Here is a 14,726-nt window from a genome sequence, read left to right on the forward strand (position 1 = left end):
TGGCATCGGGTCAGCTCAGCAGGACCACCTCCAGTGTGCGCGGACCGTGCACGCCCTCGACCCGGTCCAGCTCGATGTCGCTGGTCGCCGACGGGCCGGAGATCCAGGTCAACGGGCGTGCGGGGTCGAGACGTTCCAGGGCCTGCGGGACCGAGGAGACGACCTGGCCGGGCACGCGCACGACACAGATGTGGTGGTCCGGGATGAGCGAGATACGGCGCCGGCCCTGGTCGGGGGAGCCGTCCAGGACGATCGTGCCGGTCTCCGCGATCGCCACGGCACATCCCGTCACCACGCTGTCCACCCGGTCCAGCCGCTGCGGTGTGTTCACCGCCCGGTCGGGGATCCGCACCGGGTCCGCGGCGGCCATCCACTCCGGCGGCAGCCCGGGCGGCACCAGCACCTCCCGGGAGCCGCGCTCGGCCAGCAGCCGCATGATGAGCAGCGGCAGTTCCTCCGCGTCGGCGCGGTGCACGATCGCCCGGTAGTCCGCCAGGTTCTCGGCCAGCAACTCCACCGTCTGCCCGGTCGTGCGCTCCCCGTGCTCGCGCAGATAGTCCCGGGGCACCGCTTCCCGGTACGGCCGTTCGTCCGGTGTCACATCGGCGAGGGCCCGCCGGACCCGGCCCAGGATCCTGTCCCTGCTGCTCACTTGGTGCCGTCCCTTCCGCCGCGCGTGCGCTGCCACCAGTCCCGGAACGGCTCCGCCGGCACGGCCGGCAGATCCCGGGTGCCGCTCCACGCCTTCCCCGGGCCGGGCAGGGTACGGGGGTGCAGCCGACGGGTACGGGAGGCGAGCCGCTGACCGGCGCGCAGGACGCCGGGGCGGGCGAACACCCAGCGTGCCGCGCGCATGGCCGCCCGCTCGGCCGCGTGTCCCCTGGCCGGTTTCAGCATCACCTTGTTGCCCTGCCGCACCGCCGGGCCGCCCTCCACGACCCGCTCCCGCAGATGCACCAGCACCTCGGGGATGTCGATGGCGACCGGGCACACCTCGTAGCAGGCCCCGCACAGGCTCGACGCGTACGGCAGCGAGGCGTCGATGTCGCTTGCGGTGCCCCGGAGTTGGGGGCTGAGGATCGCGCCGATCGGACCCGGATAGACCGAGCCGTAGGCATGGCCGCCCGCCCGCTCGTACACCGGGCACACATTCAGGCAGGCCGAGCAGCGGATGCACCGCAGGGCCTGGCGGCCCACCCGGTCGGCGAGGGTGTCGGTGCGGCCGTTGTCGAGCAGCACCAGGTGGAAGGTCCGCGGCCCGTCCTCGTCGGTCGTGCCGGTCCACATGCTCGTGTACGGGTTCATGCGCTCGGCGGTGGAGGAACGGGGGAGGGTCTGCAGGAAGACCTCCAGGTCCCGCCAGGTGGGGACGATCTTCTCGATGCCGACGACCGAGATCAGTGTCTCGGGGAGGGTCAGACACATCCGGCCGTTGCCCTCGGACTCGACGACCACCAGGGTGCCGGTCTCGGCGACCATGAAGTTGGCGCCGGAGACACCGACCTTGGCCCGCAGGAACTTCTCCCGCAGATGCAGCCGGGCCGCCTCGGCGAGCTCGGCGGGTGTGTCCGTCAGGCCCTCGGGAGCAGGCCGGCCCCACGCGCCCATCTCGGAGCGGAAGATGTCCCGGATCTCCCCGCGGTTGCGGTGGATGGCCGGCACCAGGATGTGCGAGGGCCGGTCCTTTCCCAACTGCACGATCAGCTCGGCGAGATCGGTCTCGTAGGCGCGGATGCCCTCGTCGAGAAGGGCCTCGTTGAGCCCGATCTCCTGCGTGGCCATCGACTTGACCTTGACGACCTCCGACTCGCCCGTCTCCTTGACGAGCCGGGCCACGATCCGGTTGGCCTCGTCGGCGTCTACGGCCCAGTGGACCGTACCGCCTGCCGCGGTGACCGACTCCTCCAACTGGACCAGGTAGCGGTCGAGATGGCGCAGTGTGTGGTCCTTGATCTTGCGGCCCGCCTCGCGCAGCTCCGCCCAGTCGTCCAACTCGGCGACCGCACGGGCCCGTTTGGCGCGGATGGTGTGCGTGGCGTGCCGCAGATTGCCGCGCAGGGTGGGATTGTGGACCGCCGCACGCGCCGCCTCCGGAAAGGCCGGCATGCCGACGAACGTTCCGCTCATGCCGCCGGTTCCTCCTCCGTGCTCGCCAGGATCTCCGCGATGTGCACCGGCCGCATGTCCGTGCGCAGCCGGCTCATGGTGCCGCCGATGTGCATCAGACACGAGTTGTCGGCCGCGCACAGCACCTCCGCGCCGGTCGACTCGGCGTTGCGCACCTTGTCCGCGCCCATCGCCGCCGACACCTCTGCGTTCTTCACCGCGAACGTGCCACCGAACCCGCAGCACTCCTCGGCACCCGGCAACTCGACCAGTTCCAGCCCCTTGACGGCCTGGAGCAGCCTGCGCGGCCGGTCCCCGAGCAGCAGGCCGCGCAGTCCGTGGCAGGTCGGGTGGTAGGTGACCGTGTGCGGGTAGTGGGCGCCCACATCCGTCACGCCCAGCACATCCACCAGGAACTCCGTCAGCTCGTACGTCTTCGGCACCACCGGTGCCAGGGTCCGCGCGAGGGAGTCCCCGCGCCCCTCGGCCCGGGCCCGCTCGCCCATCCGGGGATACAGCTCCCGCACCATCGCCCCACAGGACCCGGACGGGGTGACGATCGCCTCGTACTCCCGGAAGACATCGGAGAAGTGCCGGGCCAGCGGCTCCGCCTCGTGCCGGTAGCCGGTGTTGTAGTGCGCCTGTCCGCAGCAGCTCTGGCCCATCGGGAAGTCGACGTCCACCCCCAGCCTGGTCAGCAGTTTCACCACGGCACGGCCGGTGTCCGGATAGAGCGTGTCGTTGACACAGGTCAGGAACAGGGCGACACGCATCGCGGCTCCTCGGGATCGGTCATCGGACGAGTGCAGGGTAGTGGGCGGACACCGCCGAGGGGGAGACGGCCTCGCCGGGGCGGATGCCTCACCGCGTGGCGAGCCGCGCCTCGGCCTCCCGCCGGCGGGCGCCGTCGCCACGGGGCGTGTACCGGGTCAACGGCTGGGTACGGGTGAGCAGCCGGCGCATCGCCGCCAGGTCGCCGGCCGGCCCGTGGGTCCGGGCCTGGACGAGGGGGTCGCCCAGGGCCGCCGCCTCCGCCGCGCCCACCACGGGCAGCCCGCAGGCGTCGGCGGTCAGCTGGCACAGCAGCGCGTTGCGGGTGCCGCCGACGACGGCGTACACCACGTCCGCCGGATGGTCGGCCAGCCGCTGCGCGTCCGTGACGGCCCGCCGGTGGGCGAGGGAATCCAGGATGCACCGGGTGACCTCGGCCCGCGCCGCCGGCACCGGCCGCAGCGTGTGTGTTTCCTGCTGAAGGTCAGGGCGGAGCGCGTCGACGAGTACCGCGAGCGGCACGCCGCCGTCCGGCTCCGGGTGACCGGCTGGCACGACTACTCGCTGTTCCTGCGGGACGACGGCCTGCTCGTCGGCTACCTGGAGACCGAGGACTTCGAGGCCGCCAAGGCCGCCATGGAGACCACCGAGGTCAACGCCCGCCGGCAGAAGGAGAAGGCGCCGTTCCTCGAGTCCCTGGACGGCACCCGTCCCGACGAGGCCATGAAACCGCTCACCGAAGTGTTCCACCTCGTCTGACTCCCCCCTCCCCGCAGCCACTCATGAAAAGACGCACCGTACGACGGGCTGGTCGACAACAACGCGTTCCAGAAGAACGGGCTGCTCACCCACGAGGGCTACCAGTACGCCGCCTGGTACACCGCCGGCCGCGACGCCGTTGTCGCCCGCCGCCCCCTCGGTGGTTCCCGCCCTCGTCGCAGCTGACCGGAAGTTCAGTAACAATCCATGATCCCGGGGCTCGGCGCGCGCCCCGGCATGTGCTGAACTGGGACCCGTCCGTCGCATCCGTCCCGTCCCGGGAGACCCGTTGAGCCTCAGCTACCGCCAGCCCGGCGTGATCCTCACCGACCGCCGCTTCACCGTGCCCCTCGACCACGCCGACCCGGACGGCGAGACGATCGAGCTGTACGCCCGCGAGGCGGTCGCGAGCGACAAGGCCGGGCAGGAGCTGCCGTGGCTGCTGTATCTCCAGGGCGGTCCCGGCTTCGGGGCGAATCGTTTCGTCGGACGTCAGGCCTGGCTCGACCGGGCCCTGAAGGACCATCGCGTCCTCCTCCTCGACCAGCGCGGCACCGGCGGCTCCACACCCGCCACCCGGCAGACGCTCCCGCTGCGCGGCGGCCCCGCCCGGCAGGCCGACTACCTCACCCTCTTCCGCGCCGACTCCATCGTCCGGGACTGCGAGACCATCCGCCCCGAGGTCACCGGCGGCGCCCCGTGGACCGTGCTCGGCCAGAGCTTCGGCGGCTTCTGCACGGTGTCGTACCTCTCCCTCGCCCCCGAAGGCCTCGCCACCGCCGTCATCACCGGCGGCCTGCCCTCCCTGCACGCCCACGCCGACGACGTCTACCGGGCGGCCTACCCACGCATCGAACGCAAGGTCACCGCGCACTACACCCGTTACCCGCAGGACGTGGAACGGGTCCGCCACATCGCCGACCACCTCCTCACCCACGACGTGGTCCTCCCGAACGGCTACCGGTTCACCGTCGAGGCCTTCCAGTCCCTCGGCCTGATGCTCGGCACCAGCGACGGCAGCCACCGGCTGCACCACCTCCTGGAGGACGCCTTCGTGCGCACCCTGGGCGGCCCGGAGCTGTCGGACGCCTTCCAGGAACAGGCCCAGTCCCTCCTGTCGTACGCCGCACACCCCCTCTACGCGCTCGTCCACGAGTCGATCTACGGCCAGGACACCCGCCCCACCGCCTGGGCCGCCGAGCGGGTCCGTGCCGAGTTCCCGCAGTTCGACGCGGCCAAGGCGCTCGCCGGCGACACGCCGGTCCTCTTCACCGGCGAGACGATCCATCCGTGGATGTTCGAGAACGACCCGGCGCTGCGCCCGCTGCGCGAGACGGCCGACCTGCTCGCCGCCCGCACCGACTGGCAGCCCCTGTACGACCCCGCACGCCTCGCCGCCAACGAGGTCCCGGTCGCCGCGGCGATCTACCACGACGACATGTACATCGACACCGCGCACTCCCTCCAGACCGCACGCGCTCTCCGCGGCCTGCGCACCTGGGTCACCGACGAGTTCGAACACGACGGCCTCCGCGCGGGCGCGCCGAGGGTCCTGGACCGGTTGCTGGCACTGGCGCGCGACGAGGTGTGAAGCGCGGGGAGCCGTCGGGCGCGGGGCAGGGGCGGGTCTCCGCAGGGGCGCGGGGCTCTGTCCGACGCGCGGCTACCGCCGCGTGGGCCCGACCAGCCACGTACGGCCCGCAGTCGCCGGACCGCGGGGGAGGGCACCCGAAAAGGCGGCGCGGCACCCGGCGGAGCGCATACCCTGCGGCCCATGACCGAGGCGAAGATCACCGAACTCCGGCCCCTGCCCGACGACTGGCAGCGCGCCCTGGCCGTGGTGGCCCACCCCGACGACCTCGAATACGGATGCTCCGCGGCCATCGCGGCCTGGACCGACGCCGGCCGAGAGGTCACCTATGTGCTGGCGACCCGTGGCGAGGCGGGCATCGACACCCTGGACCCGGCCACCTGCGGCCCTCTGCGCGAGCGCGAGCAGCGGGCCAGTGCCGCCGTCGTCGGCGTCACCACCGTGGAGTTCCTCGGCCACCGGGACGGAGTGATCGAGTACGGCCCCGCGCTGCGCCGGGACATCGCCGCCGCCATCCGCCGCCACCGCCCCGAACTCGTCCTCACCCTCAACCACCGGGACACCTGGGGCGCCCTCGCCTGGAACACCCCCGACCACGTGGCCGTCGGCCGGGCCACCCTGGACGCCGCTGCCGACGCGGGCAACCGCTGGATCTTTCCCGAACTCACCGAGCAGGGCCTCGAACCCTTCAACGGCGTCCGCTGGGTCGCCGTCGCCGGCTCCAGCAGCCCCACCCACGCCGTCGACGCCACCCCCGGCCTGGAGCGGGCGGTGGCCTCGCTGCTGGAACACCGCACCTACCTGGAGGCGTTGACCGACCAGGACCCCGAGACCTACGCCCGCGACTTCCTCACCGCACAGACCACCGCCCTCGCCGAGCGTTTCGGCGGCACACCAGCGGTGGCCTTCGAGGTCTTCGGCCGCTGAACCGGCCCGCGACCGCGCCGAGTCGACCGTGCCGAGTTGACCCTCCCCTTACGTCAGGCTTGAGGCTGTGAGCGGACGAAAGGGCAGGCACATGGGTTACTCGGTGGGGCAGGTGGCGGCGTTCGCGGGGGTGACCGTGCGGACGCTGCACCACTACGACAGGGAGGAACTGCTCTCCCCCAGCGAACGCAGCCGCGCCGGCTACCGCTCGTACAGCGACGCCGACCTGGCCCGGCTCCAGCAGATCCTGTTCTACCGGGAACTGGGCTTCCCGCTCGACGAGATCGCCGTCATCCTGCGCGACCCGCAGGCGAACGCCCTGCACCATCTGCGGTCCAGGCAACGGCGGTTGCGCGAGGAGATCGACCGGCTGGAGCGCCTCGCCGAGGTGGCGGAACAGGCCATCGAGGTGCAGCGCACCGGGGTGGCGCTCACACCCGAGGAACGCTTCGAGGTCTTCGGCGAGATCTCCTTCGACCTCAGCTACGCCACCGAGGCACAGCTGAAGTGGCGGCACTCGGCGGCGTACCGCGCAGCGATGGCACGGGCCGGGGCCCACACCAAGGAGGACTGGCGGCAGCTGATGCGTGAGGCCGCCGCCTGGCGGGGCGAGCTGCTCGCCGCCTTCGCCGCGGACGAACCCGCCGACGGCGAGCGGGCCGCCGAGGAGCACCGCCGCCATCTCACCCGCTGGTTCGCCCCGTGCCCGCCGGACATGCACCGGCGCCTCGCGGACGACCTCGCCGCCGACCCGCGCGCCTTCGCCCTCCTCGTCCCGCCGTCACAGGGACGCCCCGGTCTCGCCGCCTATGTGAGCAAGGCGATCCACGCCAACGCCGCGCGCCGTGACGGCTCCCGCACCGAAAACGAGGAGCACCCATGAGAATCCTGATCGCCACGGCCGGATCACGCGGCGACGTCGCGCCGTACACCGGCCTGGGGGCGGCGCTGGCCGACGCCGGGCACGAGGTCACGCTGGCCACCACCGACACCTTCGCCCCCCTCGCCCGCGGCGCCGGCCTCGGCTTCCGGCGGCTGCCCGCCGACCCGGGGGCCCACGGCGGCGCCGGCGGCGGACGCGAACTGATGCGCACGGCCGCCTCTTTCGTCACGGAGCTCGGCCGGGGGTTCGCCGAGGTGGTCGCCGAGGGCGCGGATCTGCTGCTGCTGTCCGCCACGACGGCCCCGCTCGGCTGGCATCTCACCGAGGCCACCGGGACACCGAGCCTGGGGGTGTACCTCCAGCCGACGGCACCGACCGGCGACTTCCCGCCCGTCGTCACGGGCGTACGGTCACTGGGCCGGGCCGGCAACCGCGCGGCCGGCCGTTTCGCCCTGCGCATGGCCGACCGCGTCTTCGGGCAGGCGGTCGCCGAGCTGCGCCGCCACCTCGGGCTGCCGCCCCTGACCCCGGCCGCGATGCGCCGGCGCCGGGAGCGGGAGAACTGGCCCGTGCTGCACGGCTTCAGCACCGCCCTCGTGGCACGCCCCGCCGACTGGCGGCCCGGACTGGAGGTCGCCGGCACCTTCTGGCCGTACGTCGGCGCCGGTGAGCAGCTGCCCGCCGCGGTGGAGGACTTCCTGCGGGCCGGGCCGAAGCCGGTACTCGTCGGCTTCGGGTCCATGGCGAGCGGTGAGGGCGAGCGGCTGAGCGAGATCGCCGTCCAGGCCCTGCGCCGCGCGGGGCTGCGCGGCATCCTGCAGTCGGGCGCCGCCGGGCTCACCGCCGACGGCAACGACGACGTGCTGACCGTCGGCGAGGTGCCGCACGCCCTGCTCCTGCCGCGGCTCGCCGCCGTCGTCCACCACGCGGGTGCGGGCACCGCGGCCGCCGCGCTGCGCGCCGGGGTCCCGGCCGTTCCCGTGCCGGTCACGGCGGACCAGCCGTTCTGGGCGGCACGGCTCGCCGCGATCGGCGCCGCCACCGAGCCCATCCCGTTCGCCGGTCTGAGCGCCGACCGGCTCGCCCGGGCCCTCGACCGGGCGGTGCGGCACCAGGCGTACGGCAGGGCCGCCGCGACCACCGCGGCGCACCTCGCCGCAGAGGACGGCGCGAGCCGGGTGCGGAAGGCCGTCGAACAGCTCGCCCAGCGCTGACCTGCACGATCCCTCAAGATCGGGGATGAGGCGTCCCCGGTAGGCTGTCCCTCATGCCAGACCACGTACCGGACCTTTCCGAGCTGCGCGGGGACTGCGCGGACTGCTTCGGGCTGTGCTGTGTCGCCCTGCCCTTCGCCGCGTCCGCCGACTTCGCGAGGGACAAGCCCGCCGGGAAGCCGTGCCCGAACCTCCAGGGCGACCACCGCTGCGGCATCCATGCCGACCTGCGGAAGAAGGGGTTCACCGGCTGCACGGTGTACGACTGCTTCGGTGCCGGGCAGAAGGTCTCGCGGGTCACCTTCGGCGGACAGGACTGGCGTACCGGCTCGAAGGAGCAGGCCCGCCGGATGTTCGACGTGTTCCCGGTCGTACGGCAGCTGCACGAGCTGCTGTGGTACCTGACCGAGGCACTCGGCCTGCCTGCCGCCCGTCCGGTCCGCCCCGAGCTGCGGCGGGCGCTGGAGGAGACCGAGCGGCTGACCCGGCAGACCCCCGAGGAGCTGGCCGCGCTGGACGTGGCCGCGCACCGCCAGCAGGTCAACGTGCTCCTCCTGCGCACCAGCGAGCTGGCCCGGGCCGGGGTCGCCGACGCGAAGAGCGGCAAGAAGGGCAGGGGCAAGGGGAAGGACCGCCGGGGCGCGGACCTCATCGGGGCCCGGCTGCGGGGCGCCGACCTGCGCGGGGCCAGCCTGCGCGGCGCCTACCTCATCGCCGCCGACCTCACCGGCGCCGATCTGCGCGACGCGGACATGATCGGCGCGGATCTGCGTGACGCCGACCTGACCGACGCGGACCTCACCGGCGCGTTCTTCTTGACCCAGCCGCAGCTCAACGCGGCCCGCGGTAACGCCGGCACCCGTCTGCCGGCGTCAGTCACCCGGCCCGTGCACTGGACAGCGGGTCGCTGACGCCGGGTCCTTCGGCGGCGGCGGTGCCGCGATGCGCGAGTGCCGCACGGTGCCGTCGTCCGTACCGCCCCGTGCCCCGTCAGGGCGCCTCTCGCCGGACCCGTTGAGCGGCGCCGCCCGCCGTTCCACCCCGAGCCGCAGCCCCTCCGGCATCACCGTCAGGCGTTCCGTCACGCTCAGCCGGTAGGCCGGGTCTGCCGACAGGTCGTAGCGGCGGAGCAGCAGGCCCAGGACGAGGGTCGCCTCGTGCAGGGCGAACTGGCGGCCGATGCAGGCGCGCGCGCCGGTGCCGAAGGGCTTGAAGGTGTGCGGGGGACGGGCCCGTACGGCCGCCGCCTCGAAGCGGTCCGGGTCGAAGCGTTCGGCGTTCTCGCCCCACACCTCCGGGTCGCGGTGCAGCATCGGGGTGAGGACGAGTGCCCAGGCGCCCCGGCGCATCGGGTGCTCGTCGGCGAGGACCGTGTCCTGGCGGGCTTCACGGGCGAAGGCCGGCGCGGTCGGCCACAGCCGCAGCGACTCGTCCAGCACCCGGCGGACGTAGCGCAGCTTGGCGACCTGGTCGTAGCCGGGCTGCTCGGTGTCGCCCCATACGTGGTCCACCTCGGCGCGGGCCCGGGCGGCGACCTCGGGGTGCCGGGCGAGGTAGTACAGGGCGAAGGAGAGCGCGCCCGAGGTGGTCTCGTGACCCGCGACCAGGAACGTGATCACCTGCTTGCGGACGTTCTCCGCCGACAACCTCTCGCCGGTCTCCGGGTGCGCCGTCTCCAGCATGCGGTCCAGCAGGTCACCGTCTGCCCGGCCCGAGCGACGGCGGGCCGCGACCAGGTCGTCGACCGTGCGGTTGAGGCGAGCCGTGTCGGCGGCGTTGCGCCGGGCGGCGGCACGCAGCAGCAGCGGGGCCAGCGGCCCGGGCACACTGTTCAGACGCTGGGCGTAGGTGAGCGTGCCGACCATCGCGGTGACGAAGGGGTGCGGCCGGTCCCGCTCGAAGGAGCCGAAGTCATGCCCGAAGCCGGTGCGCGCGATGGTCTCCAGGGTCAGTTTGGTCATGTCACCGGGCACGTCCACCGTCCGTCCGGCCGCCGCCTCGCGGTCCCAGTGGTCGGTCAGGCGCCGCGCGACCGCCAGCATCATGCCGTGATACCCCTCCATGGCCTCCCGGCTGAACCCGGGCGCCAGGACGTCGTGCGCCAGCTGCCAGTTGGGCTCGTGGTTGTAGGCGGTGAACAGGCCGTCCCCGGCGAGCGGACGCAGGTTGGCCACGCCGAGACCGACGTGCTTGGCGAACCGGGACTCGTCGGCCAGGTCCGCGGCCAGCCGCGAGCCCCACACGAACACGAACTCCTTGCCGAACGCCCGCCGCCGGAAGATCGGCCCCAGTTCGCGTGCGAAGCGCATGGAGTCCTGGATCGGGCTGCGCCGGTCGGCGCCCAGCACATCGCCGAGCAGCGGCACCCGGCGCGGCGGATGCGGGATGCGGTGCAGCTCGGGCCAGCCCTGTTCGGCGCTCCGGAAACCCTTCGGCAGCCCCGGCCCCGTCGGCGCCTTCGCCGTCTGCGTTTTCTCCGCCGTCTCCGTCATGACGCCGATCTCCCTTGATCCAGCGGGCCCTTGATCTGTGACGTGCACCTGTGTGACGTGCATCCGCGACGCGCGTGTTGTACGTGGGTTCAATAACGTGTTCCAGTGTGGGCCGCTTGTTGAATCCGCGTCAAGTAAAGTGACGCCATGCCCGCGAACCAGGGGGAGCGCGCCCGGCGCAGACTCAGCACCGAGGAACGCCGTGAGCAGCTGCTGTCGGTCGGCGCGAAGCTGTTCTCGGAGAGCCCCTACGACGACGTGTGGATCGAGCAGGTCGCCGAGATCGCCGGGGTCTCCCGCGGGCTGCTGTACCACTACTTCCCGACCAAGCGGGACTTCTTCGCGGCGGTCGTGGAGCGCGAGAGCCGGCGGATGCTGCGGATGACGGCGGCCGTGCCCGGTGTGCCGGTGCGCGAGCAGCTCACCGCCGGCCTCGACACCTACCTCGCCTACGTCCAGGCCCACGCGCACGGCTTCCGTGCCTTCCACCGCGCCGACGCGGCCGGCGACCAGGCCGTGCGCCGGGTCTACCAGCGGGCCCTGGCCGCCCAGGAGCAGCAGATCCTCGCCGCGCTCGCCGCCGACCCCGAGTTCGGGCCCGTCTCCGAGGGCGCCCCGCGGGTGCGCCTGGCCGTGCGGGGCTGGCTCGCCTTCACCACGGCCGTGTGCCTGGAGTGGCTGCGGGACGGTGAGTTGACCCGTGAGCAGGTGCGCGACCTGTGCGCGCGGGCGCTGTTGGGTGTCATCGCCTGATTCCCTTCCCCTGAGGGGAGCGGTTGGCGTGCGCCCCGATCTTCGATAGGTTAGGCAAGGCTTACCTAAGGAGGTCTCGGATGGGTGACACGCAGGACTGGACGGCCGCACCCGGCGCGGCGGAACGGGCGCGATCGGTGCTGGCCGCCGCCTGGTCGTGCGCGGTGACCGCGGACGGCGCCCGCGAGGAGTACGTCGGCGCGCACACCGTGACCGACGACGGCGCCGTGCGGCTGACGGTGCCCGACGGCAGTGCCCTGCTCACCGCGGCCATCTGCGCCCCACGCCAGGAACCCTCCGCCGTGCTGGAGTTCGCCGACGTGGCGCCCGTACCCGTACGGAGCCGGATCCGGGCCCGGCTCCACCTCGCCGGCTGGTTCGCCCCGGACCGCGGCACCCTGCTGTTCCGGCCCACGCGCGTGGTGCTGCGGCAGTCCTCCGGGGCCGTGGTCCTCGACCTCGACGAGTACGCCGCCGCCCGGCCCGACCCGCTCGCCGAGGCCGAGGCCCGCCTCCTGACCCACCTCGCCGACGCCCACCCGGACGCGGTCGAGCGGCTGACCCGCCTGGTGCGGCCGGAGAGCCTGCACGCCGCGACCCGTGTCCTGCCCCTCGCCGTCGACCGGCACGGACTGACCCTGCGCATCGAGCGCACCCGCGCCCACGGCGACGTACGGCTGCCCTTCCACACGCCCGCCGACGACGTCGCCCAGCTCACCGAGCGCATGCACGCCCTGCTGGCCCAGGCCGCCGGGGCCGCCTGCCCCCGCGCGCTACAGCGGCAGCGCGCAGACGGCGACGGGTGAGGCGAACGGCTCACCGGCCGACCGGAGTCCGCCGCTTTCCCGGTCCACGTGGAAGACGGTGACCGTACCCGAGTGCTGGTTTGCCGCGAACAGCAGCCCGCCGTCCGGCGACAGGGCGATCTGCCGCGGGAAGTCCCCGCCCACCGGCACCGTGCCGAGCAGCCGCAGCCTTCCGCCGCCGGCCTCGATCGCGTACCGCGCGAGGCTGTTGTGGCCCCGGTTGGCCAGGAACGCGTACCCGCCGTCCGCCGTCACCACGAACTGCGCCGGGTAGTTGGTGCCGCCGTCCGAGCCCGTCGGCTGCGGCTCGCCGACCGTCAGCCGGCCGGACGCGGGGTCGTAGGCGCAGACGGCGACCGTGTCGTCCACCTCGTTGGCCAGGTACGCGTACCGCCCGCCCGGATGGAAGGTCAGATGGCGCGGTCCGGCGCCGGGTCGCGTGTGGGCCTGCGCCACCTCCGTCAGGGTGCCCTCCGCCGCGTCGAGGCGGTAGCTGTAGACGGTGTCGGTGCCGAGGTCGACCGCGAGGACATGACCGCCGTCCGGGCTGGTGAGGACCTGGTGGGCGTGCGGCCCCCGCTGCCCCGGACCCGGTGGCGGAGCGGAGTGCGTGACCAGGTCGGTGCGCTCGCCGAGGGCACCCGAGGCGTCGATCGGATGCACGGCGACACTGCCCGAACCGTAGTTGGCGCTCAGCAGCCACCGTCCGCAGGGATGCACCGACAGATGGCAGGGCCCCGCCCCACCCGTACTCCGGGCGCCGAGCGGCCGCCGGTCCGCGAGGCGTACCGCCGTCACACCGCCGTCCTCCCGCTCGTCCACCGCGTACAGCGTGCGGCCGTCCGGGTGCACGGCGAGATACGACGGGTCGGGGACACCGGTGAGCGTGCCGGAACCGCTGATCCCGCCGGTCGACGGGTCGTAGGAGGCCAGCCCGATGCCGGTGCCGCCGCCGTCGACCGAGGTGTACGTGCCCAGATACAGGGGGCGCCGCCCGGACCCCTCGCGGGGAGGCGGGGCGGCGCCGGGCTCGTCCGCCACGGCCGGGGGGTGGTCCGGCGGAGCCGCCGGTGACGGCACCGCGACCACGGCCGCCGCACCCGCCGCGGCCCCGACGAACCGGCGCCGGCTCCAGCCGCCTCCGGACCTTCGCCCGCTCGGGGGAGATTCCCCTCGCGCCGCCCGCGCCTGTCCGCCCATGCCGCACCTCAGGTCGTCGGTTGCCCCGCTCGTGTCAGCAACCCTGGCCCGAACCCGCCACCAAGGGCAAGACGGGCAACGGGGGTTGCGCTGGGTGCAACAGGCGGCCGGTTCACCACTCCCCGTCCTCGACCGGCTTGCCCGGCGCGTCCTTCAGCGGGGCCACCTGGCCCGCGGACGGCGGCTGCCAGGGGTCCAGATCGTCCCCCAGCCAGTCGCCGACCGGCTTGACCGCCTCCAGGGTGTCCGTGGGGGCCAGATCCTCGGCGTCGGCGTCGTAGTAGTCGTACCAGGGCAGTCCCGCGCGCGTGTACGCCGCCCGGTCCACCGGCGACGGCGGGGGTGCCTCACCGGTGATGCGCCGCCACTCCGGCGGCGTGACCAGGTGCACGAACACCCGCCCGGCGGCCTCCTCGGACCAGTCCGTCAGCGGCCGTTCGTCCTGGTAGACCTCCTGCCGCATCGAGCCGCCGACGCCCAGGCCCATGGCCGCGGCACGCCGGGGTCCCGCACCCGCGGCCGGCGGCGGGGCCGCGCCGGGAGCGGCCGGCACCAGCGGGGCACCGCCCGGGGCGGACGCCGTCATCGGCATCGCCGGGCCGCCGTACCCGCCCACAGGCCCGGCCGACAGGGCCCTGCGGCGCGCCTCCTCCCGCTCCCGCTCGCGGCGCCGCCACTCGGCGAGCACCGGCTCCTTCAGCGGGAACGACTGCAGCTGCACCCCGCCCCACACCTCCTCGCCGGTGACCTGCCCCTCCACCGTCGCGCCGAGACCCAGCGGCACGGCGACAAACTGGCGGACGGTCCCCTTCCCGGAGTTGATGCCGTCCAGCCAGGGCTGGCGGGGCAGCACCACGTAGTTCTGCGGATCCCGGGCCAGACGGCCGCTCCAGGGCCGCCCGGACACCGCGCACACCTTGCCGACCCCGACCTGGAGGGCCGCCGGCTCCCTCGTGCCGGAGAAGCTCAGCCACATCGCCTCGCGCAGGTACACCGGCAGCATCACCCCGCCGCGCGCCCGCCACTCCTGGGGGACGGTGTCGGCGTAGTCCGCGACCCGCCGGACCGGGAACTCGCCCAGCCCCGGCGGCAGCGGATGCGTACCCGTCTCCGGCAGCCGCAGCGTGCGGACGAACCGCACCGCCACCCCGCCCGGCAACCGCAGGGTGTTCCCGTCGATCCGCACCCCGGAATCGGTCATCCGTCGTCCCCTCGCCTCGCGCG

At 73.7% G+C, this 14,726-nt stretch carries 14 protein-coding genes and 1 pseudogene; 8 read left to right on the forward strand and 7 right to left on the reverse strand.

All coding sequences use genetic code 11. The features are described 5' to 3' along the window. Positions 1-10: 10 nt before the first annotated feature. The 4 genes and pseudogenes from ACWC94_RS22430 to ACWC94_RS22445 form a co-directional block, all read right to left on the reverse strand. The gene (locus ACWC94_RS22430) at positions 11-652 is read right to left on the reverse strand and encodes a LutC/YkgG family protein (RefSeq protein WP_450798656.1); all 642 of its coding nucleotides are present in this window, start codon (positions 650-652) and stop codon (positions 11-13) included. Continuing rightward, positions 649-2,127 carry a LutB/LldF family L-lactate oxidation iron-sulfur protein gene (locus ACWC94_RS22435; protein ID WP_450798657.1) on the reverse strand — a complete coding sequence of 493 codons (1,479 nt, stop codon included), beginning with the start codon at positions 2,125-2,127 and terminating at the stop codon, positions 649-651. The genes ACWC94_RS22430 and ACWC94_RS22435 overlap by 4 nt, the downstream gene beginning before the upstream one ends. After that, positions 2,124-2,879: a (Fe-S)-binding protein gene (locus ACWC94_RS22440; protein ID WP_450798658.1), complete on the reverse strand. Its 756-nt coding sequence runs from the start codon at positions 2,877-2,879 to the stop codon at positions 2,124-2,126. The genes ACWC94_RS22435 and ACWC94_RS22440 overlap by 4 nt, the downstream gene beginning before the upstream one ends. Positions 2,880-2,967: 88 nt before the next feature. Beyond that, positions 2,968-3,336, reverse strand: a pseudogene (locus tag ACWC94_RS22445) (FGGY-family carbohydrate kinase); the annotation flags it as partial. A gap of 6 nt (positions 3,337-3,342) precedes the next feature. Here ACWC94_RS22445 and ACWC94_RS22450 point away from each other — a divergent pair. From ACWC94_RS22450 to ACWC94_RS22475, 6 genes are all read left to right on the forward strand, one after another. Further along, positions 3,343-3,636, forward strand: a complete 294-nt coding sequence (locus ACWC94_RS22450) for an L-rhamnose mutarotase (RefSeq protein WP_450798659.1) — start codon at positions 3,343-3,345, stop codon at positions 3,634-3,636. A 289-nt stretch (positions 3,637-3,925) separates the two neighbouring features. Next, the gene (locus ACWC94_RS22455) at positions 3,926-5,227 is read left to right on the forward strand and encodes an alpha/beta fold hydrolase (protein ID WP_450798660.1); all 1,302 of its coding nucleotides are present in this window, start codon (positions 3,926-3,928) and stop codon (positions 5,225-5,227) included. Between the two features lie 183 nt (positions 5,228-5,410). Further along, positions 5,411-6,154, forward strand: coding sequence for a PIG-L deacetylase family protein (locus ACWC94_RS22460; protein WP_450798661.1), 744 nt, complete (start codon positions 5,411-5,413; stop codon positions 6,152-6,154). A 91-nt stretch (positions 6,155-6,245) separates the two neighbouring features. Beyond that, positions 6,246-7,037, forward strand: a complete 792-nt coding sequence (locus ACWC94_RS22465; protein ID WP_450798727.1) for a MerR family transcriptional regulator — start codon at positions 6,246-6,248, stop codon at positions 7,035-7,037. Further along, on the forward strand, positions 7,034-8,251 hold the full coding sequence (locus ACWC94_RS22470; protein WP_450798662.1) for a glycosyltransferase: 1,218 nt from the start codon (positions 7,034-7,036) through the stop codon (positions 8,249-8,251). The genes ACWC94_RS22465 and ACWC94_RS22470 overlap by 4 nt, the downstream gene beginning before the upstream one ends. Before the next feature lie 53 nt (positions 8,252-8,304). Then, entirely contained in the window at positions 8,305-9,162 is an 858-nt protein-coding gene (locus ACWC94_RS22475; protein WP_450798663.1) for a pentapeptide repeat-containing protein, read from the forward strand. On the opposite strand, the gene ACWC94_RS22480 is transcribed toward ACWC94_RS22475, so the two are convergent. Beyond that, complete coding sequence (locus tag ACWC94_RS22480; protein ID WP_450798664.1) at positions 9,124-10,743, reverse strand: cytochrome P450; 1,620 nt, start codon at positions 10,741-10,743, stop codon at positions 9,124-9,126. The two genes, ACWC94_RS22475 and ACWC94_RS22480, sit on opposite strands and share 39 nt — an antisense overlap. Positions 10,744-10,890: 147 nt before the next feature. Here ACWC94_RS22480 and ACWC94_RS22485 point away from each other — a divergent pair, with 147 nt between their 5' ends. Beyond that, on the forward strand, positions 10,891-11,496 hold the full coding sequence (locus ACWC94_RS22485; protein WP_450798665.1) for a TetR/AcrR family transcriptional regulator: 606 nt from the start codon (positions 10,891-10,893) through the stop codon (positions 11,494-11,496). 80 nt (positions 11,497-11,576) lie between these two features. Beyond that, the gene (locus ACWC94_RS22490; protein ID WP_450798666.1) at positions 11,577-12,302 is read left to right on the forward strand and encodes a DUF2470 domain-containing protein; all 726 of its coding nucleotides are present in this window, start codon (positions 11,577-11,579) and stop codon (positions 12,300-12,302) included. On the opposite strand, the gene ACWC94_RS22495 is transcribed toward ACWC94_RS22490, so the two are convergent. Together ACWC94_RS22495 and ACWC94_RS22500 are read right to left on the reverse strand one after the other, a co-directional pair. Beyond that, complete coding sequence (locus tag ACWC94_RS22495) at positions 12,270-13,502, reverse strand: lactonase family protein (protein WP_450798667.1); 1,233 nt, start codon at positions 13,500-13,502, stop codon at positions 12,270-12,272. The two genes, ACWC94_RS22490 and ACWC94_RS22495, sit on opposite strands and share 33 nt — an antisense overlap. 112 nt (positions 13,503-13,614) lie before the next feature. Further along, positions 13,615-14,703, reverse strand: a complete 1,089-nt coding sequence (locus tag ACWC94_RS22500; RefSeq protein WP_450798668.1) for a hypothetical protein — start codon at positions 14,701-14,703, stop codon at positions 13,615-13,617. Positions 14,704-14,726 lie beyond the last annotated feature (23 nt).

It is taken from the genome of Streptomyces sp. NPDC001135 (genome assembly GCF_053598395.1).